This is a genomic window from Rhodanobacter sp. Root480, from assembly GCF_001426645.1.
GTDB classification, from domain to species: Bacteria; Pseudomonadota; Gammaproteobacteria; order Xanthomonadales; family Rhodanobacteraceae; genus Rhodanobacter; species Rhodanobacter ginsenosidimutans.
This window is the reverse complement of record NZ_LMEX01000002.1, coordinates 676,867-701,305: the sequence shown is the minus strand read 5'-3', so window position 1 is coordinate 701,305 and position 24,439 is coordinate 676,867. Positions and strand designations below refer to the sequence as shown.

Here is a 24,439-nt window from a genome sequence, read left to right as displayed (position 1 = left end):
GATGGCGGGTGCCAGTCGCTGCATCCTTGCAGCCCGGGTGTCGATGCGCGGTCGAATGCCGCGACACCTTCAGGTGCGCTGGCGATCGTGATCGATGCTAACGCGCGGGTTCGTCCGCGGCCTTGATCCAGGTCGCCACGGCGGCGGGATGTTCCAGATGGAGATGGTGGCCACCATCCATATGGCTGACGGCGATGTCCTCGACACAGTCGATGCGCGCCTGCATCAAGGCGGCCGGCAAGTAGGATGTCGACGGTCGCGCCAGCAGCAGCGCGGTGGGCGACGCAATGCCTTGCAGCAAGGCACGCACCTGCGATTCGGCCAACCGCGTGGCGCTGGGCTGGGTCAGGCGCGGATCGCTGCGCCAACGCCAGCCGCCGTCGACGTCGACGAGGCCGCGCGTGACGATCGGTCGCGCCAGGTCGCCGCGCAAACCGCTGGCGATGCTGCGAGCGTCGACCGCCTGTTCGACACTGCGGAACAGCCGCAGCGGCTTGCGTGTGGCCTGCGGCGCCAGCGCCTCGCGAAAGCGTTGCAGCGTACGCGTGCCATCGTCGCCAAGGGGTCCCAGCCCTTCGATCAACCACAACCGTTCGATCCGCGACGGCGCGGCTGTCGCCACCAGCGAGGCAATGCCGGCGCCCAGCGAATGCCCCAGCAGACTGTAGCGATCCAGCGCCAGCGCATCGGCGGCGGCCAGCACGGTGCGCACGTAATCCGCATAGTGATACTGCGCGCCCGCCGCCACATGGTCGGCGTGCCCGTGCCCGGGCAGATCCAGCGCGATCAGCTGGAACCGCGTGGCCAGCAGGGGCGCCAGCCGTGCATAACTGCCCGCGTTGTCGAGCCAGCCATGCAGGGCAAGCAGCGGCGGCAGCGTGTCGTCGCCCCAGACCTGCGCGGCCAGGGTCAGGTGCGGCAGCGCGATGCGCCGTTCGCGTGGTTCGATCACACCGCGCCGTCGCCGGTGCGGGATGCCGGCCAGCCGCGGAGATGGCGCTGCAACAACGCGGCCAGGCTGTCGATCTGCTCGGGGCTGTCGTTCAGGGCGGGGATGTAGCGCAGCGATTGGCCGCCGGCGGCGAGGAAGAAATCGCGGTTCTGCATCGCGATTTCCTCCAGTGTCTCCAGGCAATCCACCGCGAAACCGGGGCAGGCCACGTCGAGGCGCTTCACGCCGTCGGCTGCCAGTTGGCGCACGGTGGCGTCGGTGTAGGGATGCAGCCAGCGCTCTCGGCCCACGCGCGACTGGAAGCTCACCAGCAGTTCGCCTTCGCCCAGTTGCAGCCGCTGGCGCAGTAGCCGCGCCGTCGTCTGGCACTGGTCGGCGTAAGGATCGCCCAGCCGTACGTAGCGCTCCGGGATGCCGTGGAAGGACAGCAGCAGCTTGTCGCCGCGACCGTTCTCGGCCCACCAGCGCTCGATGCGTTGCGCCAGCGCCTCAATGTGAGCGTCGTCGTCGTGGTAATCGTTGATCAGGCGCAGCTCGGGCGGCCAGCGCATCGCCTTCATCGCGTCGGCCACGGCATCGATCACCGAGCCGGTGGACGTGGCCGAATATTGCGGATAGAGCGGCAATACCAGCAGCCGGCGTACACCTTCGCGATGCAACTGGGCGATGGTATCGGCCACGGCGGGCTCGCCGTAGCGCATCGCCAGTGCCACGCGCAGCGTGCCGGGCTGCTCACGCTCCAGCTTGGCCTGCAGTGCCGCCGCCAGCGCCTCGCTTTCGAAGCGCAGCGGCGAGCCGCGCTCGGTCCAGATCCGCGCGTAGGCATGCGCCGAACGCGCCGGCCGGATGCGCAGGATGACCCCGTGCAGAATCAGCCACCACAGCCAGCGCGGGTAATCGATCACCCGCGTGTCGCCGAGAAACTGCGCCAGATAGGGCCGCACCGCCTGTGCGGTGGGTGCGGTCGGCGTGCCCAGGTTGACCAGCAAAACGGCTGTCTGAACGGACTGAACGTCGGCTGTGTGGGAATGGCCGGTGGGGCCGGTATAGTAATTGGGTGGCATCGTGACGAGGGCGATGGCGTCGAAGACGATCAATCGCGCAGTCTGCCACAAGCGCCCATCCGGGCCGTGAGCACGCCTATCGTCGCCCCGCATCCCAACCCCACGTGGAGCTGAGCCAATGTTCAAGATCCCGCTGCATCGTCTGCTTGTGATCGGCGCTGCCCTGCTGCTGCCCGCCATGGCCGTGCACGCCGAAGATCCGCCGTTGGTCCGTGCCAACAATGCCGTGCGCGTCCTGGGCGAAATCATGCAGGCGCCGGACAAGGCGATCCCCAGCGATCTGCTGCGCGAAGCCAAGGCGATCGCGGTGATTCCGGACATGATCAAGGCCGGTTTCATCTTCGGCGGCCGCCGCGGCGAAGGGCTGATCTCGGTGAAGACCCGCGACGGCACCTGGTCCAACCCCAGCTTCATCACCATGACCGGCGGCAGCGTGGGCTTCCAGGCGGGCGTGTCGTCGACCGACGTGATCCTGGTGTTTCGCACCCAGCGCGGCGTCGATTCCATCGTCAACGGCAAGTTCACCCTGGGCGCCGATGCGTCGGCCGCCGCCGGCCCCGTCGGCCGCACCGCCAGCGCCGCCACCGATGGCCAGCTGAAGGCGGAAATCTATTCCTACTCGCGCACTCGCGGGCTGTTTGCCGGCGTGGCACTGGATGGTTCGGCGCTGCGCATCGATTATGATGCGAATGCTGCCATCTACGGCCCCGGCATCACGCCGCGGCGCATTTTCGAAGGTGGCGTGAGCAATATCCCCGCGCCGGTGGTCGATTTCCGCGACCGGCTGGAAGAGTACACTCAGCGATGAGCCGTCGGCGCTGCGGCGCGCTCCGGCACATCGCTGTCCGTCGCCGTTTTGAGGTCAAACCATGAGCATCACCCATCTCATCATCCTGCTGATCGTCGTTGTGCTGATCTTCGGCACCAAGAAGCTGCGCAACATCGGCTCGGACCTGGGCGGCGCCATGCGCGACTTCAAGAAGGGCCTGGAGGGTGACGACAAGCCCAAGGACGAGCAGCGCCTGCAGGCCGACCCGCCGGTCGCGAAACCTGCCGAGCAGAAGCAACCTGATTCCACCGAATCGAAGTAACCGCGCGCGGGCGCGGCGGGATACATCGCGATGATCGAGATCAGCTTCGGCAAGCTGGTGCTGCTGGCGCTGGTTGCATTGATCGTGCTCGGCCCGGAGAAGCTGCCCGGCGTGGCGCGCACCGCCGGTGCCTTGCTGCGGCGGGTACGCAGCGGCTGGGACAACGTGCGCGCCGAAGTGGAGCGGGAGTTCGAGATCGAGGAGATCAAGCGCACCGCGCGCGAGGCCGCGGCGCGCGCCGAAGCGCTGCAGAGCCAGTTGAATGACGGCGTGCAAAAGGTTCGCGAGCCGCTGGCCGGCGCGCTGGACGAAGCGGCCGCAATGGTGCGCCCCAAGGCCCCGGCGACCGGGGATGGCGCGGAAACGGGCACGGAAGCAGGCGATGATCCGTCCAGCCAGGTGCAGGCGGAACTGCCGCTGAGCGCGCCGGCGCCGGCCGAACCGAACAGGGATCACTCCGCATGACCACGCCTGACGATCCCGTCGACGACCTGCAGCAAGGCCTGTTTTCGCACCTGATCGAACTGCGCTCGCGCCTGCTCAAGGCGGTGGCGGCGGTGGTGGTGATCCTGCTGGTGCTGATCCCCTTCGCGAACCGCCTCTACACCGAGCTGGCCGCGCCGCTGGTGGCCCGGTTGCCGGAGGGGGCGCACCTGATCGCCACCGAAGTCGCCAGCCCGTTCGTGACGCCGCTGAAACTGGCTTTTTACGCGGCGCTGTTCATCGGCATGCCGATGATCCTGTACCAGCTGTGGGCGTTCGTCAGCCCGGGCCTGTACAAGCACGAGAAGCGCCTGGCGCGGCCGCTGTTGGTGGCGGCGATGGGGCTGTTCTATCTGGGCTGCGCCTTTGCCTATTTCCTGGTGCTGCCGGCCGCGTTCCGCTTTCTCACGGCGGTGACGCCGCAAGGCGTGGAGATGATGACCGACATCTCCCATTACCTCGATTTCGTGATGCTGATGTTCTTCGCGTTCGGGCTGTGCTTCGAGGTGCCGGTGGGGGTGGTGATCCTTGCCGCCGTCGGCGTGGTCGACGTGAAGCAGTTGCGCAGCGGCCGTCGCTATGCGGTGGTCGGCGCGTTCGCCATCTCCGCCTTCATCACGCCGCCGGACATCACCTCGATGATCATGCTGGCGATCCCGATGTGCCTGCTGTACGAGCTGGGCGTGCTGGCGGTGGGTTGGCTGGTGAAGCCGCGCGAGGCGGCGTCGCCCGACGCGTGAATTTCACCGCGCCGACTTGACCGCCGCACGGTTGAGCGACATGCCCTTGAGCACGTTCAGCGCCTGCGACAGCGCGAAATCCTGCGTGGCCAGCTTGGCCTCCTCGTCGGCGCTGTCGCCATGGGAGGTCACCGCTTTTTCGTTGGCCAGGTGGTGAGGCAGGTCGGATTCGAAGTTCACCGGGCCGGTGGCGCGATCGGCTTTGCGCACCGCCAGGTCGGCCAGCACGATGTCGGGCGTGATGCCCTTGGCCTGGATCGAGGTGCCGTTGGGCGTGTAGTAGCGCGCGGTGGTGATCTTCACCGCGTGGTCGGCGTCCAGCGGCAGCACGGTTTGCACCACGCCCTTGCCGAAGGTGCGCTGGCCGATGATCAGCGCGCGGTGGTTGTCCTTCAATGCGCCGGAAACGATCTCCGCGGCCGAGGCGGTGCCGTTGTTGACCAGCACCACCAATGGCGCGCCGTCGAGCAGGTCGCCCGGGTGCGCGGCGAAGCGCAGGTTGGCGTCGGGCAGGCGGCCGCGGGTGGTGACGATCACGCCCGAATCGAGCAGGTCGTCGCTGACCGAGACGGCGGCGGTCAGCAGGCCGCCGGGGTTGTTGCGCAGGTCCAGCACCGCGCCCTTCAGCGGGCCGGTTTTCTGCAGCAGTTCGGGTAGCTTCTTTTCCAGGTCGGCGGCGGTGTCGCTCTGGAACTGGGTCAGCCGGATATAGGCATAACCCGGCTCCAGCTGGCGCGTCTTGACGCTGGCGATGGAGATGTTCTCGCGCACCAGGTCCAGGTCGATCGGCTTGTCGCTGTTGGCGTGCACGATGGTCAGGCTGATCTTGCTGCCGGGGTCGCCACGCAGCTGCTTGAACATCTCATCGACATTCTGCGGGTCGATGGTGGTGCCGTTGATCTTCACGATGTCGTCGCCCGGCTGGATGCCGGCGCGCGCGGCGGGCGTGTCGTCGATCGGGGTGACGATGTGCAGGCCGCCGTCGGTCTGCAGCACCTCGATGCCGAGCCCGCTGTACTGGCCGGTGGTGTCCTCGCTGAGCTGTTGCAGGCCTTCCTTGTCGAGGTAGGCGCTGTGCGGATCGAGCTGGCTGAGCATGCCGCTGATCGCCGCATTCATCAGCGTCTTGTTGTCGACCTTCTCCACGTAGGCCTGGCGCACCACCTCGTACACGCGGCTGAAGCGCCGCACGTCGTCCAGGTCGATCGCATCCTCATTCGGCCCGGAGGCGGAGCTGGCGGTGGCCGGCAGGTCGATCGGGGCGGCGGCGCTGCGGGCGGCCGCCGGTGCCGCTGTCTGCGCCAGCAGCGGTGCGGCGAGCAGCAGGCCGGCCAGGCCGGCGAGGGATCCGCGAAGGAAAACACGCATGACGCAAGACTCCAGGAAAACGGGGTGCGTCGCCGGGGACGCGGTTCGGGCCAGCCTGCGGCGCCACGCCTTCGGCGTCAACGGTGCTTGCTCAGCCAACTGCGCGGATCGACCGGTTGGCTGTTGTGCCGCAGCTCGAAATACACGCCGGTGTTGACGCCGGTGGGTGCGCTGGCGGTGCCGATGGCCTGGCCCGCTTCGATCGCGTCGCCCACGCCGTGCAGCAGGGTTTCGTTGTTGCCGTACATGCTCATCCAGCCGTCACCGTGGTTGAGGATCAACAGCATGCCGTAACCGCGCAGAAAGCCCGCGTAGATCACCCGGCCACGCGCCACGGCGTGAATCTCGCTGCCGCCGCTGGCGCGAATCAATACGCCGTTGCCGTAGCTGCGCACGTCGCCGGCCGCCGGCCACGGCAGGTTGCCGCGGATATTGGCGCCGGCATTGCCCACTTCCACCGGCGGCGCCTTGTGGCCGGCCCGTTTCTGTTTCGCCGCCTCGCGCGCCGCCGCCTGGCGGGCCTTGCGGGCCGCTTCGTCGATGGCTTTCTGCAGCTTGTCGACCAATGCGTTCAAGGCCTGCGCGTTCTCTTTCAGCGCAGCCAGCCGCTGTGCCTGGTCCTGGTAGGTGGCATCGGCCTCGCGGGCGAGTTTTTGCTGCGCGGCGCGCTGCTTTTTCAGTGCTTGCGCCTGTTCCTCGCGCTTTTCGCGTACCGCCTGCAAGGCCTGCTGCTCGGCGGTGATGGTGGTTTCGACCTCCTGCAGGCGGGCCAGGTCGGTCATCAGCAGGCGCACGCGCTCGACCCGGTCACGCTGGAAATAGGTCGAGTAGACCAGCGCCCGCGAGATCCGGCCCACATCCTCGTCGCCCAGCAGCAGGCGCAGGTCGGAGCCCCGGCCCAGGGTGTAGGTGGCGCGCAGCAGCGCGGCGATGGCGGCGCGTTGCCCCGACAGTTTTTCCTGCAGCGCGCTGCGTTGTTGCTGCAGGTCGTCGAGCTGTTGCTGCTTGGCCGCCTGCTCGGCCTCGGTCTGGCGCAGGGCGCGGGCGGCGACGGCCAGCGCCGTGGCCTGCTTGGCGAGTTCCGCATTGAGCTGCTCGCGCCGCGCGGCGGTCTCCGATTGCTGCTTGGCCAGGGCCTGCATCTTGTTGTGCACGTCGGCCAGCTTCTTGCGGGCGGCGGCCTGCTCCGTGCTGCTCTGCGGGCTGGCGACGAGCGCGGGGGCTGCGCCGAACAGCACCGCGGCGATTACCAGGCAGGCGGGCAGGCGAAGGAAACGGGCGGGACTGGGCATCGCATGATTATCACCGAGCCGGCCGGTGGGAGCGAGCGGCCATGGCGTGCCGATTGTCACGCAGGTTGGTTAAGCTTCCTGTCTGTCGAGATGTTCATGGCGCGGCGCCCGACGCTGGCCGATGGATCGACACAACTCAATCGATGCATGTTCAAGGAGAGCACTATGCGCATGGGCCTGGCTGCCAACCAACGCCACCACGGTCACGACGATGCGGCGTTGTTTCGCTGGCTGCGTGCCTGCGAGCCGGGTATCCGCGAGCTGGAACTGGGCCTGCATGCGGTGGGCCGAACCTGCGACGCCATCGTCCGCGCCGGCTGGCTCAACAACTATCCGGCGTTGCGCCGCTATCCCTACGGCCGCGATGGCGGCTTGATGAAGCTGGTGGCGGAGGTCGTCGGCCTACAGGAATCGGAGCGCGCGCTGGATGGTGCGATCTACCTGATCGATCCGGTCGACCCGTCCTCGATCTTCCCCGAGGCGATCGCGTTGAAGCGCCAGTGCGTGATCCACCAGAAGCCGTTCATTTCGACGGTGGCGTCGGCGCGCGACTGGGTGGAGATCGAGCGCATCCACGCCGGTTTCGCGCCGGACCCCGGCGCCAGCGACCTGCATGCGCTGGAGACGCATACGCTTGCGCTGATCGCCCATGATGCGATGAAGCCGCAGATGCTGGCCTTCGCCGCCGAACACTTCGACCTGCTGTCACGCTTCGCCGCCCGCGTGGCCACCGGCACCACCGGCCAGCGGCTCAACGAACTGGCCTGGAGCCGCGGCTGGCCGCAGGACGAGCTGTGGGTACAGCGCTACCAGAGCGGCCCGATGGGTGGTGACGCGCAGATCGCCGACCTGGTGCTGGAACGCCGCTGCCAGCGCGCGATCTTCTTCGAGGACCCGCACGTGGCGCGCCAGCACGAGGCTGATATCCAGTTGCTGGAGCGTGCGGTGACCACGGTGACCGACGCCACCGTCTGCATGACCTCGCCAAAGGTGGCCGCGCGCTGGGCCGAAGCAGTGGCGCTGCGCAAAGCAGCCGTCTAGACGGCCGTTTCACCAAAACCCGGCACGAACGATACGCGCTGGGTTTGGCACGACTCAGTTCGAGCCGCTCACCTGAGCGAAGGGTTGCCGCCGAAGCGGGCCTCGGCGAGGCCGCGCACGCCCGCGGGAGCAGGTGTGGCGAACAGCGCGCCGTTGCGCGGTTCATCGCGCACCGTAGCGGCGGACAGGCCGTCGCGGGCGCTGGTGATGTACAGCGTGTCCAGCGCCGCGCCACCCAGTGCCGGCCGCGTCGGCTGTCGTGCGGGCAGCGGCACGATGGTGTCTTCGCGGCCATCGGCGCGGTAACGCACCACGCGCGACATGCCCCATTGCGCATTCCACAAACCACCCTCGGCGTCCACCGTGGAACCGTCGGGATCGCCTTCAATGCCGGCCAGGTCGACGAAGGTGCGCGGGGCGCCCAGGCTGCCATCGGCCGCGTAATCGCAGCACTGGATGCGCTGGGTGGGCGAATCGCAGAAATACATCGTGGTGCCGTCGGAGCTGAAGGCCAGACTGTTGCTGATCGCCACCGACGGCAGCGGCAGGCGTTCCAGCGACAGGTCGGTGTTCAGCCGGTAGAAGCCGCCGATGGCCTGTTTCGGCGCATCGCCTTCGGGTTCGTGCATGGTGCCGAAGACGAACCGGCCCTGGCGGTCGCAGACGGCGTCGTTGAGGCGGGTGGGCAGATCGGCTTCCACCGCGGCGATGGGTTGCAGTTCGCCGCTGTCGAGGTTGAAAAACGCCAGCCGCGAGGCAAGTCCCAACAGCAGCCAGCCATCGGCCTCGCACAGCGCGAATGAAGCCAGCCGCTCAGGCATCGCCCATTGGCGCGTGGCCCCGTCATGCGGCGTGTAGCGCCACAGCGTCGAGGCGAGGATGTCGGTCCAGTACAGCGCCTGCGTGCGCGGGCACCACTGCACGCCCTCACCCAGCCGGTTGGCCGCCTCGACGACGGGTTGTGCCGCGTTGCTCATGTCCAGCCTCCGTCGATGATCAGATCCTTGGCGGTCAGCATACGGCTGTCGTCGGCCGCCAGGAACAGCGCGCCGCGGGCCAGGTCTTCGGCCATCACATGGCCGGGCAGGCATTGATTGCGGGCGATGTCGGCTTCGCCCTCGGCGTCCAGCCACAACCGCTGCTGCTTCTCGGTGATCACCCAGCCGGGCACCAGGCAGTTGATGCGGATGTGGTGCTGGCCCAGTTCGCGGGCCAGCCCCGCCACCAGGCCGTGAATGGCGGCTTTGGCCATCGTGTACATCGGATAGCCCGCGTTCTTGATCATCCAGCCGGTGGAGCCCAGGCAGATCACCGAGCCGCCGCCCAGCGATTTCATGTCCTCGACCACCGCCTGCGTGGCGAAATACTGGTGGCGCAGATTCACCGCCACGCTGCGCTCGAAGTCGGCGGCGGTGGTGGCGGCGAAATCGTGCCGCACGTCGTTGGCGGCGTTATTGATCAGCACCGCGATCGGGCCGATGTGCGCGCGCGCCTGGTCGATCGCGCCCTTCAGCGCATCCAGGTCGGTGAGGTCGCAGGCGATGAACAGCGGCGTGTGATTCACCTCGCCCAAGTCATCGAGCAGCGATTGCGCTGACGCGGTATCAAGGTCGAGAAACGCCACCCGCGCACCCTGACGCGCGAAGTGCTGGACGAAAGCGGCGCCGATGCCGCTGGCGCCGCCCGTGATCAATACCGCGCGGTTGGCGAGGCTGGGATAAGTGGCATACGCGGGTTTCATCCGGGTCACCATTCCGCCACGCTGTTATCCGCGTGGCGCCAGATCGGGTTGCGCCAACGATGGCCGACGGCGGCGCGTTCGGCGACGTATTCCTCGTTCACCGTGATACCCAGGCCGGGGCCGCCGGGGATGGTGACGAAGCCGTTTTCATAGGCGAAAACGCTGCGGTCGCTGATGTAGTCGAGCAGGTCGTTGCCGGCGTTGTAGTGGATGCCCAGGCTCTGCTCCTGGATGAACGCGTTGTGGCACACCGCGTCGATCTGCAGGTTGGCCGCCAGCGCGATCGGACCCAGCGGGCAATGCAGCGCCAGCGCCACGTCGTAGGCTTCGGCCATCGCGGCGATCTTGCAGGTTTCGGTGATGCCGCCGGCATGCGACGGGTCGGGCTGGATGATGTCCACGCCGCCGCGCTGCAATACGCGCTTGAAGTCGTAGCGCGAGTACAGCCGTTCGCCCAGCGCGATCGGCGCGGGCGAAATTGCGGCCAGTTCGGGGATCGCCTCCAGATGGTCGGACAGCACCGGCTCCTCGATGAACATCAGCTTGTACGGCGCCAGTTCGCGCATCAGCACCTTGGCCATTGGCTTGTGCACGCGGCCGTGGAAATCGAGCCCAAGGCCCACGTTCGGCCCCACCGCCTCACGCACCGCCTGCACGTTGGCCAGCACGTGCTCGACCTTGTCGTGCGTGTCGACATACTGCATTTCCTCGGTGGCATTCATCTTCACCGCGGTGAAGCCGCGCCCCACCGCCTCGCTGGCGGCCCTGGCCGTATCGGCCGGGCGATCGCCGCCGATCCACGAATACACGCGGATGCGGTCGCGCACCGGGCCGCCCAGCAGCGCATGCACCGGCACGTCCAGATCCTTGCCCTTGATGTCCCACAGCGCCTGGTCGATGCCGGCGATGGCACTCATCAGGATCGGGCCGCCGCGATAGAAGCCGCCGCGATACATCACGTTCCACAGATCCTCGATGTGGCGCGGGTCCTTGCCGATCAGGTAATCGGAAAGCTCATCCACGGCGGCTGCCACGGTATGCGCGCGGCCTTCCACCACCGGCTCGCCCCAGCCGCAGATGCCCGCATCGGTGTCGATGCGCAGGAACAACCAGCGCGGCGGCACCAGGAAGGTGGTGAGCTTGGTGATCTTCATGCGCGTTCTCCCCGCGGCAGCGCAGCCCACGCTCGCGCAAACGCCTGCGCGCGGCGGCCCACGTCGGCCACGTCGCGGCCGGGCGCGTACAGCGCCGAGCCGATGCCGAAACCGTTGGCGCCCGCGTCGACGTAGGGTTGCATGTTGTCGGGCGTGATGCCGCCCACCGGCAGCAGCGCCAGATCGCGCGGCAAGACCGCACGCCACGCTTTCACCACGGCCGGGCTGACCTGTTCGGCCGGGAAGATCTTCAGCGCATCGGCGCCGGCGGCCAGCGCGGCGAACGCCTCGGTGGGCGTGGCCACGCCGGGTGTACAGACCATGCCGGCGCGCTTGGCGGCGGCGATCACCTGCGTGTCCGCGTGCGGCATCACGATCAGCTTGCCGCCGGCGGCGGCGATGTCGTCGACCTGCGCCGGCGTCATCACCGTGCCGGCGCCGATCAGGCAGCGCTCGCCCAGCCGTTCATGCAGCAAGCGGATGCTTTCCAGCGGGTCGGGCGAATTCAGCGGCACTTCCAGCATGCGGAAGCCGGCGTCGGCAATCACTTCGCCGATGGCGACGGCCTCACGTGGGGTGAGGCCGCGCAGGATGGCGATGAGCGGTAACGGGTCGAGCCAGGAACGGATCATCCGGGGAGCTCCATGGGGACGGGAGGTGTGCGATCGACGGCCAGGCCGGCGACGCGGGCGATGCGCCACAGGCCGCGCGCGGTAGCGTCGGCGATCCAGGTGGGGTCGGGCAGGTCGAACAAGGCGGCGGCGCGGCGGTAGCGCAGGCACAACGCTTCATCGCCGATCAATACCGGGATCTCGCCGCGATCGAGCCAGCCGGCGGCGAGCGCGGCGCGCCACTCTTCGCCAATCAGCAGGCCGGACAGATAGTCGGGCACGGCGGCGGCATCCAGCTTTCCTTCGAGCACCAGCGTGCGCGCGGAAAACAGCCGCGTCAGCACGCCGGCCGAGCCGCTGGCGCGGGCGGCGCGCACGCCGCCATCGAAGCTTTCGTGGTGGCGTGCTGCGGCGCGTGCATCGGGCAGGCCGGTGCCAAGGATCGAGTGCGTGCGCAGCAAGCCGTACAACTCGCCGGTCATCATCGTGGTGAAACCGGTGATGCGGCGCCGGTGCAACTGCACCCATTTGCTGTGCGTGCCGGGCAACACCAGCGGCGTGCCTTCGGCGAGGCGTGGCTGCGCATCCAGCACGCCGATCAGTTGGGTTTCCTCGCCCCGCATCACATTGGGGCCCACGCCGTCGCGCACGCCCGGAATGATGTGGATGCGGCGTCCGTCGGCGGCCGCTACCGTTACCAGATGGGCAGCCAACGCGTGCACGTCGGCGGGCGTGTCGACATAGGGCGCTTCGTGCCAGCCCTGCTGGCTGCCGATCATGCCGGCGGCCAGCACCGGGCATGACGGCCAGCCTTCGCAGATCGATGACAGCGCAGCCTCGAACCCGCCTTCCGGCAACTGGCGGATCCCCCAGGCGCGGTGGCGGGTTTCGTGCACGCCGCCTTCGCCGTCGAACAGCATCGCGCGCAGGCTGGTGGTGCCCCAGTCGAGGCCGATCAGCCAGCCCATGGTTTCAACCTTTCTCCACATGGCGGCGCGTCTTGTTCGTGGGGGCGCTGGAGTCGGCGATCATGCGTTGCATGGCGCGCCGGGCGGCTTCGGGTTGCCGGCGACGCACCGCGTCGAGCACCTTGCGATGGTGGGGCAATGAATATTTGAAATTTTTCACGGTGCGCGCGGACAGCACGAAGAACGTGCCCAGCGCGGTTTCGATCACCGAGAACAGCGAAATCATCAGCTCGTTGTTGGTGGCGCTGAGCAGCGCCTCGTGGAAATCGAGATCGGCCTCGGCCCAGGCGTCCAGCGTCTGTGCGGCATCCATCGCGGCGTAGGCGGCTTCGAGTCGTTTGAGTTGTTCCTCGCTGCCGCGCCGCGCGGCGGCGGCAGCGGCGCTGGGTTCGATGATCTCGCGCATCTCCGCCAGCTTCTGCACGAAATCCTCGGTGGGCATCAGCGCGCAACGCCACGCCAGCACGTCGGCGTCCAGCTGATGCCAGTAGCGCGGGTCGCGCACGCGGGTGCCGACCTTGGTGCGCGACTCCACCAGCCCCTTGGCCGACAACACCTTCATCGCCTCGCGCAGTGCGGTGCGGCTCACGTTCATCTGTTCGGCCAGCAGTTCCTCGCGCGGCAGCACATCGCCGGGGCGCAACTCGCCACCCACGATGCGCCGCCCAAGCTCGTGCATGACGTGGCCGTGCAGGTTTCGGGGAGATGTCGACCTGATCATGGTCGCAGGCCTGCCGCACCGGCATCGATGGGTGGCCGGACGAGCGGGCGTCCAGCCACTCGCTGCCGGTCGCCTTGCTGAGAGCGGGGTGCAGTCGTCATAGTAAGTACGATGATCGGAAGGGGCGCTGGCAAGGGTGTGCGGAAGGCCGGATGGCGTTGGGTATCGGCCCGGCGGATAGTTCAATTAGTCATACAATATTATCACACGGGCCGGCCGCGCATGGTGCTGTGCCCTTCAACGAGGCCGGACATGAAGCGAGCGAATCGGATCAGGCGGTGGTTGGGTTGGGCGGTGGTCGCGCTGCCATTGACCGCGGTGGCCAGCACGGCCACCAGCGTCACCCGTGGCGATTTCGGCACCATGCCCGACGGCCGCAAGGTGGGCGAGGTCACGCTGGACAACGGTCATGGCCTGGTGGCGCAGGTGATCACGCTGGGTGCCGCGGTGCGCTCGCTCAGCGCGCCCGATCGCGACGGCAAGCCGGTCAATATCGTGCTGGGCTCGATCGACCTGGCGGAGTACCTGGCCAGGCCGCAGTGCTTCGGCGCCACGGTGGGGCGCTATGCCAACCGCATCGCCAAGGGCCGCTTCACGCTGGACGGCCACACCTACCAACTGCCGCTCACTGACGGCGTCAATTCGCTGCACAGTGGCCCGATCGGTTTCGACAAGGTGTTGTGGACGGTGGTCGATACCACGCACGACGCCAACGGCGCCAGCGTCACCCTGCGCTATGTCAGCCCCGATGGCGACATGGGTTTTCCGGGCAAGCTGACCGCCACCGCCGTCTACACGCTGGGCGCGGACAACCGGCTGACGATCGACTATACCGCCACTACCGACAAGCCCACGATCGTCAACATCACCAACCACATCTACTGGAACCTGGCGGGCGAGGCGTCGGGCAACGTGCTGGACCAGCGCCTGACGATCCCCGCGGATACGTATCTGCCGGTCGATGCGGGGGCGATCCCCACCGGCAAGTTCGCCGACGTCACCAGCACCGCTTTCGATTTCCGCCAAGGCAAGCCGATCGGCCAGGACATCCATCGCAACGGCGAGCCGCAGTTGCTGATTGCCCATGGCTACGACCACAACTGGGTGATCAGCCGCCATCCCGACAACAAAATGCGGCTGATGGCGCGGGCGGAAGATCCCGCTTCCGGCCGCGTGCTGACCCTGCATTCCAACCAGCCGGGCCTGCAGTTCTATTCCGCCAATCATCTGAACGGCACCTCGATCGGCACCAGCGGGACGCACTACCAGCACAACGCCGGGTTCGCGCTGGAGCCGGAGCTGTTTCCCGACACGCCGAACCAGCCGGCGTTCGGCTCGGCGCGCCTGATGCCCGGCCAGACCTACCGCAACCACATCGTGTATGCGTTCTCCACCACGGATGCCGTCGCGCCGTCGCCCTGAGGCCGGCCACGGCTGGCCGAGCCGTGGCGCATCGCCCACAATGGTCGGCATGTCGACCATCATTGTTCCGCCATGTGTCTGATCGCTTTCGCCTGGGATGCCCATCCACGCTGGCGCCTGCTGCTGGCAGGCAATCGCGACGAAATGCACGCACGCCCCAGCGCCGCGCTGGCGCGCTGGGACGACCTGCCGATCATCGGCGGGCGCGACCTGCAGGCTGGTGGCACCTGGCTGGGCGTCACCGATGCGGGACGCTGCTGCGTGGTCACCAATGTGCGCGATCCCAGCGATCCGCAATTGGGTGTGTCGCGCGGCATGCTGGCCACCGACTATCTGGCCGGTGCCGCCGATGCCGCCACCCACGCCACCCAATTGCTGGCATCGGCGGCCACGTTCCGGCCATTCAATCTGCTCACCTTCGACGGCCGTGACGGCTTCTACCTGGGCAACCGGCCGCAGCCGCGGGCGCAGGCGATCACGCCGGGCGTGCACGGCTTGTCCAACGCCGATTTCAATACGCCGTGGCCCAAGACGCGCAACTTGATGCAGCGCTTGCAGCAGTGGATCGACGAGGGCGGCGATGACGGTTTCGAGCCGCTGTTCGAGGCGCTGGCCGACGAACAGCCCGCCGCCGATGCGGAACTGCCGCAGACCGGCGTGGGGCTTGAGCGCGAGCGGCTGCTTTCGGCCGCCTTCATCCGCGGCGAACACTACGGCACGCGCGCCAGCACGGTGGTGGCGATCGACCGCCACGGTGCGGGCGTGATCGTCGAACGTCGCTACGGACCGAATGGCCGTATGGACGGCCAATCGTCGATACCCATCGGCGGCGCGGGCTAGCGATCGGCTGCGCCGCGTTGCGGCGACCGACTACGAAGGGTCAGGTCATGGGCCGCTACTCCGCAACCGGGCGTGCCCATCACGCTGCGGTGACGATCACGATGCGGAACACACATGCGCAAGCGATGGCGGTGGCTGGGCGTACCCGGTTTCCTGGCGGCCACGATGGCGGGGGCGACCTGTCCCCAGTGGCCTGCGGCGCAGGCCCGGCAGGAACTCGGCGCGCTGCATGACCGGCTGGATGGCTGGAACCACGCCTATCGCGTGACCGGCCAGTCGCCGGTCGATGACGCGGTGTACGACCAGGCGCTGCAGCGGTTCGACCGCTGGCGCGCCTGCTTTCCCCAGCAGGCACCCCCACCCCTCGCGCATCTCGCTGACGCGAGCGGTGCGGTCACCGCGCCAGTGGCGCAGACGGGGCTGGCGAAGTTGCCCGATGCCGCCGCGGTGGCAACGTGGATGCGGTCGCACGGCAGCGATCTGTGGGTGCAGCCCAAGGCCGACGGGGTGGCGGTGACCTTGCTATATCGCGATGGCGAACTGCGCCAGGCGACCAGCCGCGGCGATGGCCTGCATGGATCGAACTGGACCGCCAAGGCGTTGCGGATCGCTGCGATCCCGCGCCACCTGCCCAACGCGCCGTCGCGGGTGGTATTGCAGGGTGAGCTCTACTGGCGCCTGTCCAGCCATGTGCAGGCGCGCGATGGTGGCGTCAACGCACGTTCGGCGGTGGCTGGCGCCATGGCGCGCGACACGCTGGACGCGGCGACCGCGGCACACATCGGCTTGTTCGTGTGGGACTGGCCCAGCGGCCCGGCCGACATGCCCTCGCGGTTGGCCGGTTTGCGCGCGATGGGCCTGACCGACAGCGCGGATTACACCCAGCCGGTGGGCACACTTGCCGATGTTGAGCGTTGGCGTCGGCGGTGGTACCGGCAGCCGATGCCGTTTGCCGCCGATGGCACCGTGCTGCGCCAGAGCCGGCGGCCGGGAGCCTCGACCTGGCGGGCCGAGCCGCCGGAATGGGCCGTGGCGTGGAAATATCCTGCCGCCCAGGCGCTGGCCGAAGTGCGTGCGGTGACCTTCACCGTCGGTCGCAGCGGCCGCATCACGCCCGTGCTGGAACTGGAGCCGGTGCAATTGGACGATCACCGCGTGCAACGCGTCAGCGTGGGTTCGCTGCGACGCTGGCAGCAGCTGGATATTCGTCCGGGTGATCAGGTGGAAGTGGCGCTGGCCGGGCTGACCATCCCGCGCCTGCAATCGGTGGCGTGGCGGGCGCAGCAACGCCCGCCGGTGACGCCGCCCGATCCGGCGCAGCACGATACCCTCAGTTGCTGGCGATGGGCGCCAGGCTGCGAGCGGCAGTTCCTGGCGCGGCTGGTCTGGCTGGGCGGCAAATCCGGATTGCAGCTGGATGGCCTGGGTCCCGATACGTGGCAAGCCCTGATCGACGCCGGACTGGTGCACGGGCTGCTCGACTGGATGGATCTCACGGCCGCGCAGTTGGCGGCGGTGCCCGGCGTCGGCGATGCGCGTGCGGAGGCACTGCTGCACGCGTTCGCCGCCGCCCGTGCGCGTCCTTTCAAACGTTGGCTGCACGCGCTGGGCATGCCTGCCAGCGGCACCATCGCACTGACTGATTGGCACACCCTGGCGGCGCGCAACGATGATCAGTGGCAAGCCAGCGGAGGCATCGGGCCGGGGCGGGCGCAGCACCTGCTGGCGTTCTTCCGGCATGCCGACGTGCGTGCTTTGGCAGCGCACCTCCATGCCCTGGGCGTGATCGGGTTTTGAAGAAAGCCGCCGCGTCGCTGCGGGCGGTCAGGCCTTGATCTCGCCATCGCGATAGAACCAGCGATCGTTTACCCGCACGAAGCGGCTGGTTTCGTGCTGGCGTTGCGCGCGACCTCCACCGAGCCGGTAGCGGGCCACGAACTCGACGGTGGCGTGATCGCTGTCGATGACGTGATGCTGGCGGATATCCAGCCCCAGCCAGGTCGGCGCCGGTTGCTGCGCGGCCAATCGCAGCGACGCCGGCCGCGTATCGGCATGCCAGCTGGCCAGCAGGTAATCCTCACGCAACAGCACATACGCGCTGTAGCGCGAGCGCATCAACTGCTCGGCCGACTCAGCCGGCTTGCCGTCGTGCAGCGGGCCACAGCAAGCGGCGTAGCCGGCGTCGTTGCCGCACGGGCACGGCGTCATGGTGTCGATGGATTTCATGCCGCACTTGTACCCGGTTTGGCGGCATTGTGCAGGTCGCGCTCAGGCGGGACGCCCACGCAGCACGCGCGCCGGCAACATCATCAGCGCACCGAGGAAGGCAAACACCGCCGTCACTGTAATGCCCACCAACCGCAGCGGCAGCAACAGCAACCACACGATCGGGTACAGCACCAGCGCCAGCAGCGCCAGCGGCCAGCAGAACACCAGCAGCAACAACCAAAGCAGGAAACCGGCCATGTCGTGTGCCTCGCGGATCGGAGAATGCGGTCACTCTAGCGCAGGGCCGTCGTGCGGCGTAGATGACTTTCGGTACCTCCGGGTTGCGGGAGCGCGAGATCAAGAGCGACCTAACCCGGCCCTCCCCTGCGAGCAGGGGAGGCAGCAAGGCGCGCGCCGTTCAGGCGGTGCGCTCAATCACCCGCCGGAACGGAGGCAGTGCCTTCAGCATGCCGCTGCCGTAGCGCTTGGTGACCACGCGTCGATCCAGCAGCACGATGCGGCCCTGGTCGGTTTCGGCGCGGATCAGGCGGCCGCAATATTGGGTGAGCAGGCGCGTGGCCTCGGGGATGCTGACTTCGATGAACGGGTTGCGGCCGCGTGATTCCAGCCACTCGGCGTAGGTGGCGCCCACCGGATCGGTGGGTACGGCGAACGGCAGCTGGGTGATCACTACCGTCTCGCACAGCTTGCCGGGCAGGTCCAGACCTTCGCCGAAGGAGGCCAGCCCGAACAGCGTGCTGCCCTTGCCGGCTTCGATGTCGGCGCAGTGCTCGGCGACCAGTTGCGACTTGCCCAGCGAGCCTTGGGCGCGCACCTTGCGCACCATCGCGATGGGCAGTTTTTGCAACACGCGGTCCAGTTTCACCCGCGAAGTGAACAGCACCAGATTGCCCGCATCCCAGTCCAGATGCTCGGCCAGCCATTCACTGATTTCCTCGGCGTGCGCCTCGCGTGCGTCGGGCAGTGTGCGCATCATCGGCACTTCCAGCCGTGCCTGCGCGGCGAGGTCGAATGGCGAAGGCAAACTCAAGGTCACCGCATCGCCGGGCAGCCCCACCGCGTCGGCGAAGCCACGAAAGTTGCCGCCCGCGCTCAACGTGGCCGAGGTCAGCACCACGCCGCTGGCGTTGCCCCACAGCACGCTGCGCAGCAGGCCACCGGCGGAGACGGCCGAGGCGTGGCAGACCAGTTGCTGATCGCCGCCCAGGGTGACCCAGCGCGCCATCGGTGGGGCGTTGTCGGGGTCCTCCGCCGCCCATGCGCGCCAGCAGCGGGCCTGTTTGTCGATCCGCTCCAGCGCGATGCCCAGTTCGCGCGACAGCGCCTCCTGGGTGGGGCCGCCGTCGGTCATTTCCACCACCGCGCGGCGCACGGCGGCCAGCCAGCGCTGCACCTCGTTGGTGTATGCGCTGAGCACTTGCGCGTGCGCCACCCAGGCCTCCGGCAACTGGCCCAGCGAGCCGCGGTACATCGGCTCGGTCTCGGATGGATCGGGCAGCCAGCCGAGGTGGATTTCCTTCTCCAGTTCCTCCAGCGTATTGCTGAGTTCCTGCAGTTTCTCGTCGCCCTTGTCCAGGCTGAGCTTGCCCAGGGTTTCCTTGTCGGTCAGTGAATAGGCCGCGTGCACCTGCCGGCCAAGCCGGCTCAGCTGGCGCACGGTGACGTTCATGTACACCTCGGCGGCGCCTCGATCGATCGCCTTGCCCGGCACGTGGTGGCCTTCGTCGAAGATGTACAGCGTCTCGTCCGGTCGCGGCAGGATCACGCCGCCCCAGGCTGGCTCGCCGTTGCTGGCGCTCTCGCCCGGCATGGTCAGGTCGGCCAGCACCAGATCCTGGTTGGCCACGATGATCTCGGCGTCTTCCACCGCGCGCCGCGCGGTGAAGAACGGGCAGTTCATGAAGTGCGCGCATTTGCGGTTGGTGCAGCCGCCGGCGCTGGTGGTGAGCATCGGGCGCAGCAGGTCGCTGACCGGCTCCGGCGCGCTGTCCATGTCGCCATTCCACTCGTGGCTCTCGAACGCGGCGCCGAGTTTGACCAGTGCCTGCTTGTCGCGTGGCTGCGGCGGCTTGGTCCACAGCACCAGGTCGGCATCGAAGCCGGCCAGGCCCATCTGCGCGGTGTCGTTGATGCTGTTGGCGGCCAGTGCCAGGTTGCGCGGACACAGATAGCGGCCGCGACCCTTGGCCAGCGCCACTTTCGCCTCGATGCCGTTGAGCTGCAGGTACAGCGGGATGTCGCGTTGTACCAGTTGCTCCTGCAGCGCCACGGTGGCGGTGGCGATCAACAGTTTCTTTTTCTGGAAGCGCGCCACTTCCACCCCGGCAATCAGGTACGCCATCGACTTGCCGGTGCCGGTGGGCGCCTCGATCACCGCCACGCCGCCTGCCTGGCCGAACGCCTTGGCCACCTCGGCGATCATCCGGCCCTGCGAGGCGCGCGCGCGGAAACCCGGCAGGCCGTCTTTCAGGCGTGCATAGGCGGCGCGGATGGCATCTTTGGTGGTGTCGGCAAGCATGCGTGGGTAAACCTGTGACGCTGGAAGGGCATCGCCGCGGCCGATGATGGCAGGCGCGGATGATGCCGCGGGCACCGGCCGTGCGCGCGGTGCGAGCAGCACAGTTTATATCGGTATTGCGCCGACGCCCGCTTGCGGGCACGCTCATGCGACGCGCAAGGGAGCGATGCGCGACAATAAGCCGTCGGCGGCCAACAGGCGTTGGCGGGCCGCGATTGGGGAACCTCAGAATGATGCAGGCGGGTGCTGTGCGATCGACGCCGTCAGAAGGCTCTTTGCAGCTGATATGGCTGGCGCGCCTCGCCGCTGCGCACACGCCCGACGAAGTCGGCGTGACGATTGCTTCACTGGCGCAGGCCCAGCCCGGTTGCGAGAAGGCGTTCGTGGTGTGGGGGCTCGGTGATCCCTCCAACCATTACAGCGCGCCGCCATGCTGGGTCGATTCTTCCGACTGGCCGTGGTTGCAGGATGCCGCGCGCTCCAGTTCGGCGTGCCCGCATCCGGAACAGAACCGCGTGGCCCTGCGCATCTGCCAGCGGCCCGAGCCGGTGCTGCTGGTACTGACGATCGCGCAAGGTCAGGACGGCACCGCGCTCCTCGATGGCCTGGCGGCGCCGCTGCAATTGGCCGGTCAGCACCTGCGCCGGGCGCTGGAATGGTTCGAACTGCAGGATTCCCACCGTCAACTGGCGCGCTCGGAAACCCTGCAGCGTGCGCTGTTCGCCATTTCCGACCTGGCCGGTTCCGACCGCGACATGCCGGACATGCTCAGCGACATCCACGGCATCGTCAGCACGTTGATGTACGCGGAAAACTTCTGCATCGTGATGTACCACCCCGCCAACGACACGATCCGTTTCCTGTATTTCGTGGACGTGGAGGAGCCGGCCGTACCTGGCGATGGCCAGGACCTGCCGCTGAGCGCCATCGAGCACACGCTCACCTGGTACGTAATCCGCGACGGCAAGGCGCGCATGGGCAACACCCGCGAGCTGCGCAGCCAGGTGTCCGGCCCGATGAATCTGCAAGGCCCGGAAAGTTACGACTGGCTGGGCGTGCCGATGCTGCGCGACGGCCAGTTGGGCGGTGCCCTTGTGGTGCACAACTACCAGCAAGGTTTGGGCTTCACCAATGAGGACCTGGCCCTGCTGGAGTTCGTCGGCAGCCACATCCTCACGGCGCTGGAGCGCAAGCAATCCAAGGCCGATCTCGAGCAGCGCGTGCAACTGCGCACGCTGGAACTGGCCGAAGCCAACCGCGGCTTGCAGTTGGAGATCGTGGAGCGCCAGCGTGCCGAGCACCTGCAGGCGGCGCTGTTCCAGATCGCGCAGCTGGCGACCGCCGACATCGGCCAGGACGAGTTTTATCGCCGCGTGCATGCGGTGGTCGACGATTTGCTCAACGCCAAGAATTTCTACATCGCGCTGGTGTCCGACGACGGCAAGCGGCTGATGTTTCCGTACTCGGTGGATGCGGCCAATCCGCAGCTGGCGGAGCGCCCGCTGGGGCGTGGCCTCAGCGAATACGTATTGCGCCACGGCAAGGCGCTGCTGGCCAACAAGGCCGACATCCGCAAGCTCGTGCGCAGCGGCGAGGCATCGTCGGCGCAGGCCGGTGCCAAGGCGACCTGCTGGTTGGGCGTGCCGCTGATCGTGGGTGACGAGGTGATCGGCGTGGTCACCGTGCAGAGTTATTCGCGCGATGTCGTCTATGACCAGGCGGACCAGGAACTGCTCAGCTTTGTCGCCACCCAGATCGCCAGCAGCCTGATGCGGCGGCGCTCGGCCGAGTCGTTGCGTCGCGCCTATGAAGAGCTGGAGCAGCGCGTCGAGGAGCGCACGCTGGCGCTGCGCAAGGAGATCATCGAGCGCGAACGCGTGCAGGACCAGCTCAAGCATCAGGTCATGCACGACCTGCTCACCGGCTTGCCCAACCGTGGCTACCTGCGCGATCGCATGGATCGCGTGCTGGCCGCCATCCGGCGCGAGCCCTCGCGCCGCTGCGCCTTGCTCTACCTTGATGTCGATCGCTTCAAGATCATCAACGACAGCCTCGGTCACCTGGCCGGCGACGAGGTGCTGAAAGAGGTGTCCAACCGCCTCGCCAACTGCGTGCGTTACCCCGACCTGGTAGCGCGGTTGTCCGGCGACGAGTTCGCCATCCTGGTGGAAGAGGTGGACAAACCCGCCGACGCCATGATGGTGGCGCAACGCGTGCTCGACGCCCTCAGCGCCTCGATGATGATCGCCGGCAAGGAGCTGCAGACCACCGCCAGCGTGGGCATTGCCATCGGCGACGGGCAGTACAACGCGGCCGACGAGATGTTGCGCGACGCCGACATCGCGCTGTACCGCGCCAAGGCGCTGGGTCGCAAGCGCTATGCGTTGTTCGACGAGACGCTGGCCAGGAACGTGATCGACGTGCTGGCAATGGAGGGCGAATTGCGCCAGGCGCTGGCGCAGGATCAGTTCGAGCCGTACTTCCAGCCGATCTGCCACCTCGATGGTGGCAAGGTGGTTGGTTACGAGGCGCTGATCCGCTGGAACCATCCGCAACGCGGCGTGCTGCGCCCGGCCGACTTCCTCAAGATCGCCGAGGACAGCGGCCTGATCGAGGCGATCGACTGGCGCATGTTCGAGCTGAGCTGCACGCATCTGATGCGCGACGGCGCCGCCGACACTTTCATGACGATCAACGTTTCGGCGCTGCACCTGCGCCACGCCGATTTCGACGAGCGACTGATCGCCCTGCTGGAACGCACCGGCCTGCCACCTGCGCGGTTGATCGCCGAGGTCACCGAAGGCGCGTTGCTGGACAACCCCGAACGCGTGCGCGCGACGCTGGAGCGCCTGCGCGCCGCCGGCGTCGGCGCCGCACTGGACGATTTCGGCACCGGCTACTCATCGCTGAGCTACCTGCACTCGCTGCCGCTGCGGATGCTGAAGATCGATCGCGCCTTCGTGCACGAGCTGGACAAGGGCGCCAACACCAACAGCACCACGGTGGTCGCCGCGATTCTGGCGTTGTCGCGCGCGCTGGGTATCGAGGTGATCGCCGAAGGCATCGAAACCGACGTGCAATACGGTGCGTTGCAGGCGATGGGTTGCGAGCTGGGGCAGGGTTATCTGATGGGCTACCCCTCGCCCATCGCGCACTGGCTGACGTCCGAGAGCGCCTGACGCTCGCACGGCATCACGAATCCATCAGTGGCGGCGGCCTAATCTGGGCGAAAACCCCGGAGGAGCGCCATGACCCGTCCACCCGCTGACCGCAAGCACGGCACCGGCGATCGCAACGAGAGCGACGTCGCCAAACACGACGAGAAGCTGCAGGATCGCCGCGATGACAAAAAGGAAAAAGGCGCCGAGGAAGTGAAGCGCCAGTCGCATCGCGACATGGGCATCGAGCACCCCTGAAACGCTGGACTAGTACGTACCTGCGCGGTCAGCGAAAGCAACCCGCGCGGGGATTTCAGGCTGCCGCAACGATCTGACGCAGCGCCTGCTCGAAGGCCTCCGGCGGCTGCCCGCCGGAAATCAGGTGCTGACCGTTGACGATCGTGGCCGGCACCGAATGGATGCCGCGCGACTGGAAGAACTGCTCCTGCGCGCGCACCTCGTCGGCAAATTCGTCGCCGGCGAGAATCTGCCGCGCACGCTCCGCATCGAGGTCCGCTTCAACCGCCAGTCGCACCAGCGTGTCGTGCGCGCTGACGTCTTCGCCGTCGGTGAAATACGCGCGCAGCAGGATCTGCTTCAACGCGATGTGCCGCCCTTCCAGCTCGGCCCAATGCAGCAGCCGGTGCGCATCGAACGTGTTGTAGACGCGGCTGCGCCGATCCATGTTGAAGGTGAAGCCCAGCGCGGCGCCACGCTCGCGGATCATCGCGCGGTTCGCGTCGATCTGGTCGGCCGAGCTGCCGTACTTGCGCACCAGATGCTCGGTGGAATCCTCGCCCTCGGCCGCCATCTGCGGATTCAACTCGAACGGCTGGAAATGAATCTCGGCAGCCACCTCGCCATCGAGTTTCGTCAGCGCCTGCTGCAAGGACGTCAGCCCGATCGCGCACCACGGGCAGGAAACGTCGGAGACAAAGTCGATGCGGACGGAGGCGGGAGTGGTCATGGTTTGTCTGCCAATGAAGTGAACAGACAGGAGATTGGGGGTGGGGCTGACTGCTTCAAGGCGCTGCAGCGACGCCCAT

24 protein-coding genes are annotated in these 24,439 nt (G+C 67.6%); 10 read left to right on the top strand and 14 right to left on the bottom strand.

The window, feature by feature from the left end; genetic code table 11:
• Window positions 1-97: 97 nt before the first annotated feature.
• Window positions 98-952, bottom strand: coding sequence for an alpha/beta fold hydrolase (locus tag ASD22_RS10185; protein ID WP_056082626.1), 855 nt, complete (start codon window positions 950-952; stop codon window positions 98-100).
• A complete protein-coding gene (gene hemH / locus ASD22_RS10180) occupies window positions 949-2,016 on the bottom strand; it encodes a ferrochelatase (RefSeq protein WP_056084136.1) in 1,068 nt (355 codons plus the stop codon). Before hemH ends, ASD22_RS10185 begins: the two co-directional genes overlap by 4 nt.
• A 118-nt stretch (window positions 2,017-2,134) precedes the next feature.
• On the opposite strand from hemH, the gene ASD22_RS10175 reads away from it, so the two are divergent.
• From ASD22_RS10175 to tatC, 4 genes are all read left to right on the top strand, one after another.
• Window positions 2,135-2,824 (top strand): lipid-binding SYLF domain-containing protein, encoded by a 690-nt coding sequence (locus ASD22_RS10175; RefSeq protein ID WP_056082623.1) that lies wholly within the window; start codon window positions 2,135-2,137, stop codon window positions 2,822-2,824.
• A gap of 61 nt (window positions 2,825-2,885) precedes the next feature.
• The gene (tatA, locus tag ASD22_RS10170; RefSeq protein ID WP_056082619.1) at window positions 2,886-3,107 is read left to right on the top strand and encodes a twin-arginine translocase TatA/TatE family subunit; all 222 of its coding nucleotides are present in this window, start codon (window positions 2,886-2,888) and stop codon (window positions 3,105-3,107) included.
• 30 nt (window positions 3,108-3,137) lie between these two features.
• A complete protein-coding gene (gene tatB / locus ASD22_RS10165; RefSeq protein ID WP_056082616.1) occupies window positions 3,138-3,572 on the top strand; it encodes a Sec-independent protein translocase protein TatB in 435 nt (144 codons plus the stop codon).
• Window positions 3,569-4,330 carry a twin-arginine translocase subunit TatC gene (gene tatC, locus ASD22_RS10160; protein ID WP_056082614.1) on the top strand — a complete coding sequence of 254 codons (762 nt, stop codon included), beginning with the start codon at window positions 3,569-3,571 and terminating at the stop codon, window positions 4,328-4,330. The genes tatB and tatC overlap by 4 nt, the downstream gene beginning before the upstream one ends.
• 3 nt (window positions 4,331-4,333) lie before the next feature.
• Here tatC and ASD22_RS10155 read toward each other — a convergent pair whose 3' ends face one another.
• Window positions 4,334-5,698 (bottom strand): S41 family peptidase, encoded by a 1,365-nt coding sequence (locus ASD22_RS10155; protein ID WP_056082611.1) that lies wholly within the window; start codon window positions 5,696-5,698, stop codon window positions 4,334-4,336.
• A gap of 77 nt (window positions 5,699-5,775) precedes the next feature.
• On the bottom strand, window positions 5,776-6,990 hold the full coding sequence (locus tag ASD22_RS10150; RefSeq protein WP_056082609.1) for a peptidoglycan DD-metalloendopeptidase family protein: 1,215 nt from the start codon (window positions 6,988-6,990) through the stop codon (window positions 5,776-5,778).
• A 165-nt stretch (window positions 6,991-7,155) separates the two neighbouring features.
• Here ASD22_RS10150 and ASD22_RS10145 point away from each other — a divergent pair, with 165 nt between their 5' ends.
• Window positions 7,156-8,031, top strand: a complete 876-nt coding sequence (locus ASD22_RS10145) for a methylglyoxal synthase (RefSeq protein WP_056084134.1) — start codon at window positions 7,156-7,158, stop codon at window positions 8,029-8,031.
• 68 nt (window positions 8,032-8,099) lie between these two features.
• Here ASD22_RS10145 and ASD22_RS10140 read toward each other — a convergent pair whose 3' ends face one another.
• From ASD22_RS10140 to ASD22_RS10115, 6 genes are read right to left on the bottom strand one after another with little or no spacing between them, the layout of a single operon-like run.
• Window positions 8,100-9,008 (bottom strand): SMP-30/gluconolactonase/LRE family protein, encoded by a 909-nt coding sequence (locus ASD22_RS10140; RefSeq protein WP_056082607.1) that lies wholly within the window; start codon window positions 9,006-9,008, stop codon window positions 8,100-8,102.
• Window positions 9,005-9,772, bottom strand: a complete 768-nt coding sequence (locus tag ASD22_RS10135) for an SDR family oxidoreductase (RefSeq protein WP_082520211.1) — start codon at window positions 9,770-9,772, stop codon at window positions 9,005-9,007. The genes ASD22_RS10140 and ASD22_RS10135 overlap by 4 nt, the downstream gene beginning before the upstream one ends.
• 5 nt (window positions 9,773-9,777) lie before the next feature.
• Window positions 9,778-10,926 carry a galactonate dehydratase gene (gene dgoD, locus ASD22_RS10130; protein ID WP_056082602.1) on the bottom strand — a complete coding sequence of 383 codons (1,149 nt, stop codon included), beginning with the start codon at window positions 10,924-10,926 and terminating at the stop codon, window positions 9,778-9,780.
• Window positions 10,923-11,558 (bottom strand): 2-dehydro-3-deoxy-6-phosphogalactonate aldolase, encoded by a 636-nt coding sequence (locus ASD22_RS10125; protein ID WP_056082598.1) that lies wholly within the window; start codon window positions 11,556-11,558, stop codon window positions 10,923-10,925. Before ASD22_RS10125 ends, dgoD begins: the two co-directional genes overlap by 4 nt.
• Window positions 11,555-12,505 (bottom strand): 2-dehydro-3-deoxygalactonokinase, encoded by a 951-nt coding sequence (locus ASD22_RS10120; RefSeq protein WP_056082595.1) that lies wholly within the window; start codon window positions 12,503-12,505, stop codon window positions 11,555-11,557. Before ASD22_RS10120 ends, ASD22_RS10125 begins: the two co-directional genes overlap by 4 nt.
• A gap of 4 nt (window positions 12,506-12,509) precedes the next feature.
• Window positions 12,510-13,184 carry a FadR/GntR family transcriptional regulator gene (locus ASD22_RS10115; RefSeq protein ID WP_082520210.1) on the bottom strand — a complete coding sequence of 225 codons (675 nt, stop codon included), beginning with the start codon at window positions 13,182-13,184 and terminating at the stop codon, window positions 12,510-12,512.
• 294 nt (window positions 13,185-13,478) lie between these two features.
• Between ASD22_RS10115 and ASD22_RS10110 the strand changes: the two genes are divergently transcribed.
• From ASD22_RS10110 to ligB, 3 genes are all read left to right on the top strand, one after another.
• The gene (locus ASD22_RS10110; RefSeq protein WP_056082588.1) at window positions 13,479-14,648 is read left to right on the top strand and encodes an aldose epimerase family protein; all 1,170 of its coding nucleotides are present in this window, start codon (window positions 13,479-13,481) and stop codon (window positions 14,646-14,648) included.
• Between the two features lie 72 nt (window positions 14,649-14,720).
• Entirely contained in the window at window positions 14,721-15,488 is a 768-nt protein-coding gene (locus ASD22_RS10105) for an NRDE family protein (protein ID WP_056082585.1), read from the top strand.
• A gap of 114 nt (window positions 15,489-15,602) precedes the next feature.
• Window positions 15,603-17,285, top strand: coding sequence for an NAD-dependent DNA ligase LigB (gene ligB, locus ASD22_RS10100; protein WP_056082582.1), 1,683 nt, complete (start codon window positions 15,603-15,605; stop codon window positions 17,283-17,285).
• 27 nt (window positions 17,286-17,312) lie between these two features.
• Here the strand turns inward: ligB and ASD22_RS10095 are convergent, their stop codons facing one another.
• The 3 genes from ASD22_RS10095 to dinG form a co-directional block, all read right to left on the bottom strand.
• The gene (locus tag ASD22_RS10095; RefSeq protein ID WP_056082581.1) at window positions 17,313-17,714 is read right to left on the bottom strand and encodes a YchJ family metal-binding protein; all 402 of its coding nucleotides are present in this window, start codon (window positions 17,712-17,714) and stop codon (window positions 17,313-17,315) included.
• 42 nt (window positions 17,715-17,756) lie between these two features.
• Window positions 17,757-17,954, bottom strand: a complete 198-nt coding sequence (locus tag ASD22_RS10090; RefSeq protein WP_056082576.1) for a hypothetical protein — start codon at window positions 17,952-17,954, stop codon at window positions 17,757-17,759.
• A 160-nt stretch (window positions 17,955-18,114) separates the two neighbouring features.
• Entirely contained in the window at window positions 18,115-20,235 is a 2,121-nt protein-coding gene (dinG, locus tag ASD22_RS10085; RefSeq protein ID WP_056082573.1) for an ATP-dependent DNA helicase DinG, read from the bottom strand.
• 275 nt (window positions 20,236-20,510) lie between these two features.
• Between dinG and ASD22_RS10080 the strand changes: the two genes are divergently transcribed.
• Window positions 20,511-23,414 carry an EAL domain-containing protein gene (locus ASD22_RS10080; RefSeq protein ID WP_235577612.1) on the top strand — a complete coding sequence of 968 codons (2,904 nt, stop codon included), beginning with the start codon at window positions 20,511-20,513 and terminating at the stop codon, window positions 23,412-23,414.
• Window positions 23,415-23,483: 69 nt separating this feature from the next.
• Complete coding sequence (locus tag ASD22_RS16700) at window positions 23,484-23,651, top strand: hypothetical protein (protein WP_156458986.1); 168 nt, start codon at window positions 23,484-23,486, stop codon at window positions 23,649-23,651.
• A gap of 55 nt (window positions 23,652-23,706) precedes the next feature.
• On the opposite strand, the gene ASD22_RS10075 is transcribed toward ASD22_RS16700, so the two are convergent.
• Complete coding sequence (locus ASD22_RS10075) at window positions 23,707-24,360, bottom strand: DsbA family oxidoreductase (RefSeq protein WP_056082566.1); 654 nt, start codon at window positions 24,358-24,360, stop codon at window positions 23,707-23,709.
• Window positions 24,361-24,439 lie beyond the last annotated feature (79 nt).

Bases quoted from the DNA above. Each gene is read 5' to 3' on its own strand.
- hemH (WP_056084136.1), bottom strand. From the start codon at position 2,016: ATGCCACCCAATTACTATACCGGCCCCACCGGCCATTCCCACACAGCC.
- ASD22_RS10175 (WP_056082623.1), top strand. From the start codon at position 2,135: ATGTTCAAGATCCCGCTGCATCGTCTGCTTGTGATCGGCGCTGCCCTG.
- tatA (WP_056082619.1), top strand. From the start codon at position 2,886: ATGAGCATCACCCATCTCATCATCCTGCTGATCGTCGTTGTGCTGATC.
- tatB (WP_056082616.1), top strand. From the start codon at position 3,138: ATGATCGAGATCAGCTTCGGCAAGCTGGTGCTGCTGGCGCTGGTTGCA.
- tatC (WP_056082614.1), top strand. From the start codon at position 3,569: ATGACCACGCCTGACGATCCCGTCGACGACCTGCAGCAAGGCCTGTTT.
- ASD22_RS10155 (WP_056082611.1), bottom strand. From the start codon at position 5,698: ATGCGTGTTTTCCTTCGCGGATCCCTCGCCGGCCTGGCCGGCCTGCTG.
- ASD22_RS10150 (WP_056082609.1), bottom strand. From the start codon at position 6,990: ATGCCCAGTCCCGCCCGTTTCCTTCGCCTGCCCGCCTGCCTGGTAATC.
- ASD22_RS10145 (WP_056084134.1), top strand. From the start codon at position 7,156: ATGCGCATGGGCCTGGCTGCCAACCAACGCCACCACGGTCACGACGAT.
- ASD22_RS10140 (WP_056082607.1), bottom strand. From the start codon at position 9,008: ATGAGCAACGCGGCACAACCCGTCGTCGAGGCGGCCAACCGGCTGGGT.
- ASD22_RS10135 (WP_082520211.1), bottom strand. From the start codon at position 9,772: ATGAAACCCGCGTATGCCACTTATCCCAGCCTCGCCAACCGCGCGGTA.
- dgoD (WP_056082602.1), bottom strand. From the start codon at position 10,926: ATGAAGATCACCAAGCTCACCACCTTCCTGGTGCCGCCGCGCTGGTTG.
- ASD22_RS10125 (WP_056082598.1), bottom strand. From the start codon at position 11,558: ATGATCCGTTCCTGGCTCGACCCGTTACCGCTCATCGCCATCCTGCGC.
- ASD22_RS10120 (WP_056082595.1), bottom strand. From the start codon at position 12,505: ATGGGCTGGCTGATCGGCCTCGACTGGGGCACCACCAGCCTGCGCGCG.
- ASD22_RS10115 (WP_082520210.1), bottom strand. From the start codon at position 13,184: ATGCACGAGCTTGGGCGGCGCATCGTGGGTGGCGAGTTGCGCCCCGGC.
- ASD22_RS10110 (WP_056082588.1), top strand. From the start codon at position 13,479: ATGAAGCGAGCGAATCGGATCAGGCGGTGGTTGGGTTGGGCGGTGGTC.
- ASD22_RS10105 (WP_056082585.1), top strand. From the start codon at position 14,721: ATGTGTCTGATCGCTTTCGCCTGGGATGCCCATCCACGCTGGCGCCTG.
- ligB (WP_056082582.1), top strand. From the start codon at position 15,603: ATGCGCAAGCGATGGCGGTGGCTGGGCGTACCCGGTTTCCTGGCGGCC.
- ASD22_RS10095 (WP_056082581.1), bottom strand. From the start codon at position 17,714: ATGAAATCCATCGACACCATGACGCCGTGCCCGTGCGGCAACGACGCC.
- ASD22_RS10090 (WP_056082576.1), bottom strand. From the start codon at position 17,954: ATGGCCGGTTTCCTGCTTTGGTTGTTGCTGCTGGTGTTCTGCTGGCCG.
- dinG (WP_056082573.1), bottom strand. From the start codon at position 20,235: ATGCTTGCCGACACCACCAAAGATGCCATCCGCGCCGCCTATGCACGC.
- ASD22_RS16700 (WP_156458986.1), top strand. From the start codon at position 23,484: ATGACCCGTCCACCCGCTGACCGCAAGCACGGCACCGGCGATCGCAAC.
- ASD22_RS10075 (WP_056082566.1), bottom strand. From the start codon at position 24,360: ATGACCACTCCCGCCTCCGTCCGCATCGACTTTGTCTCCGACGTTTCC.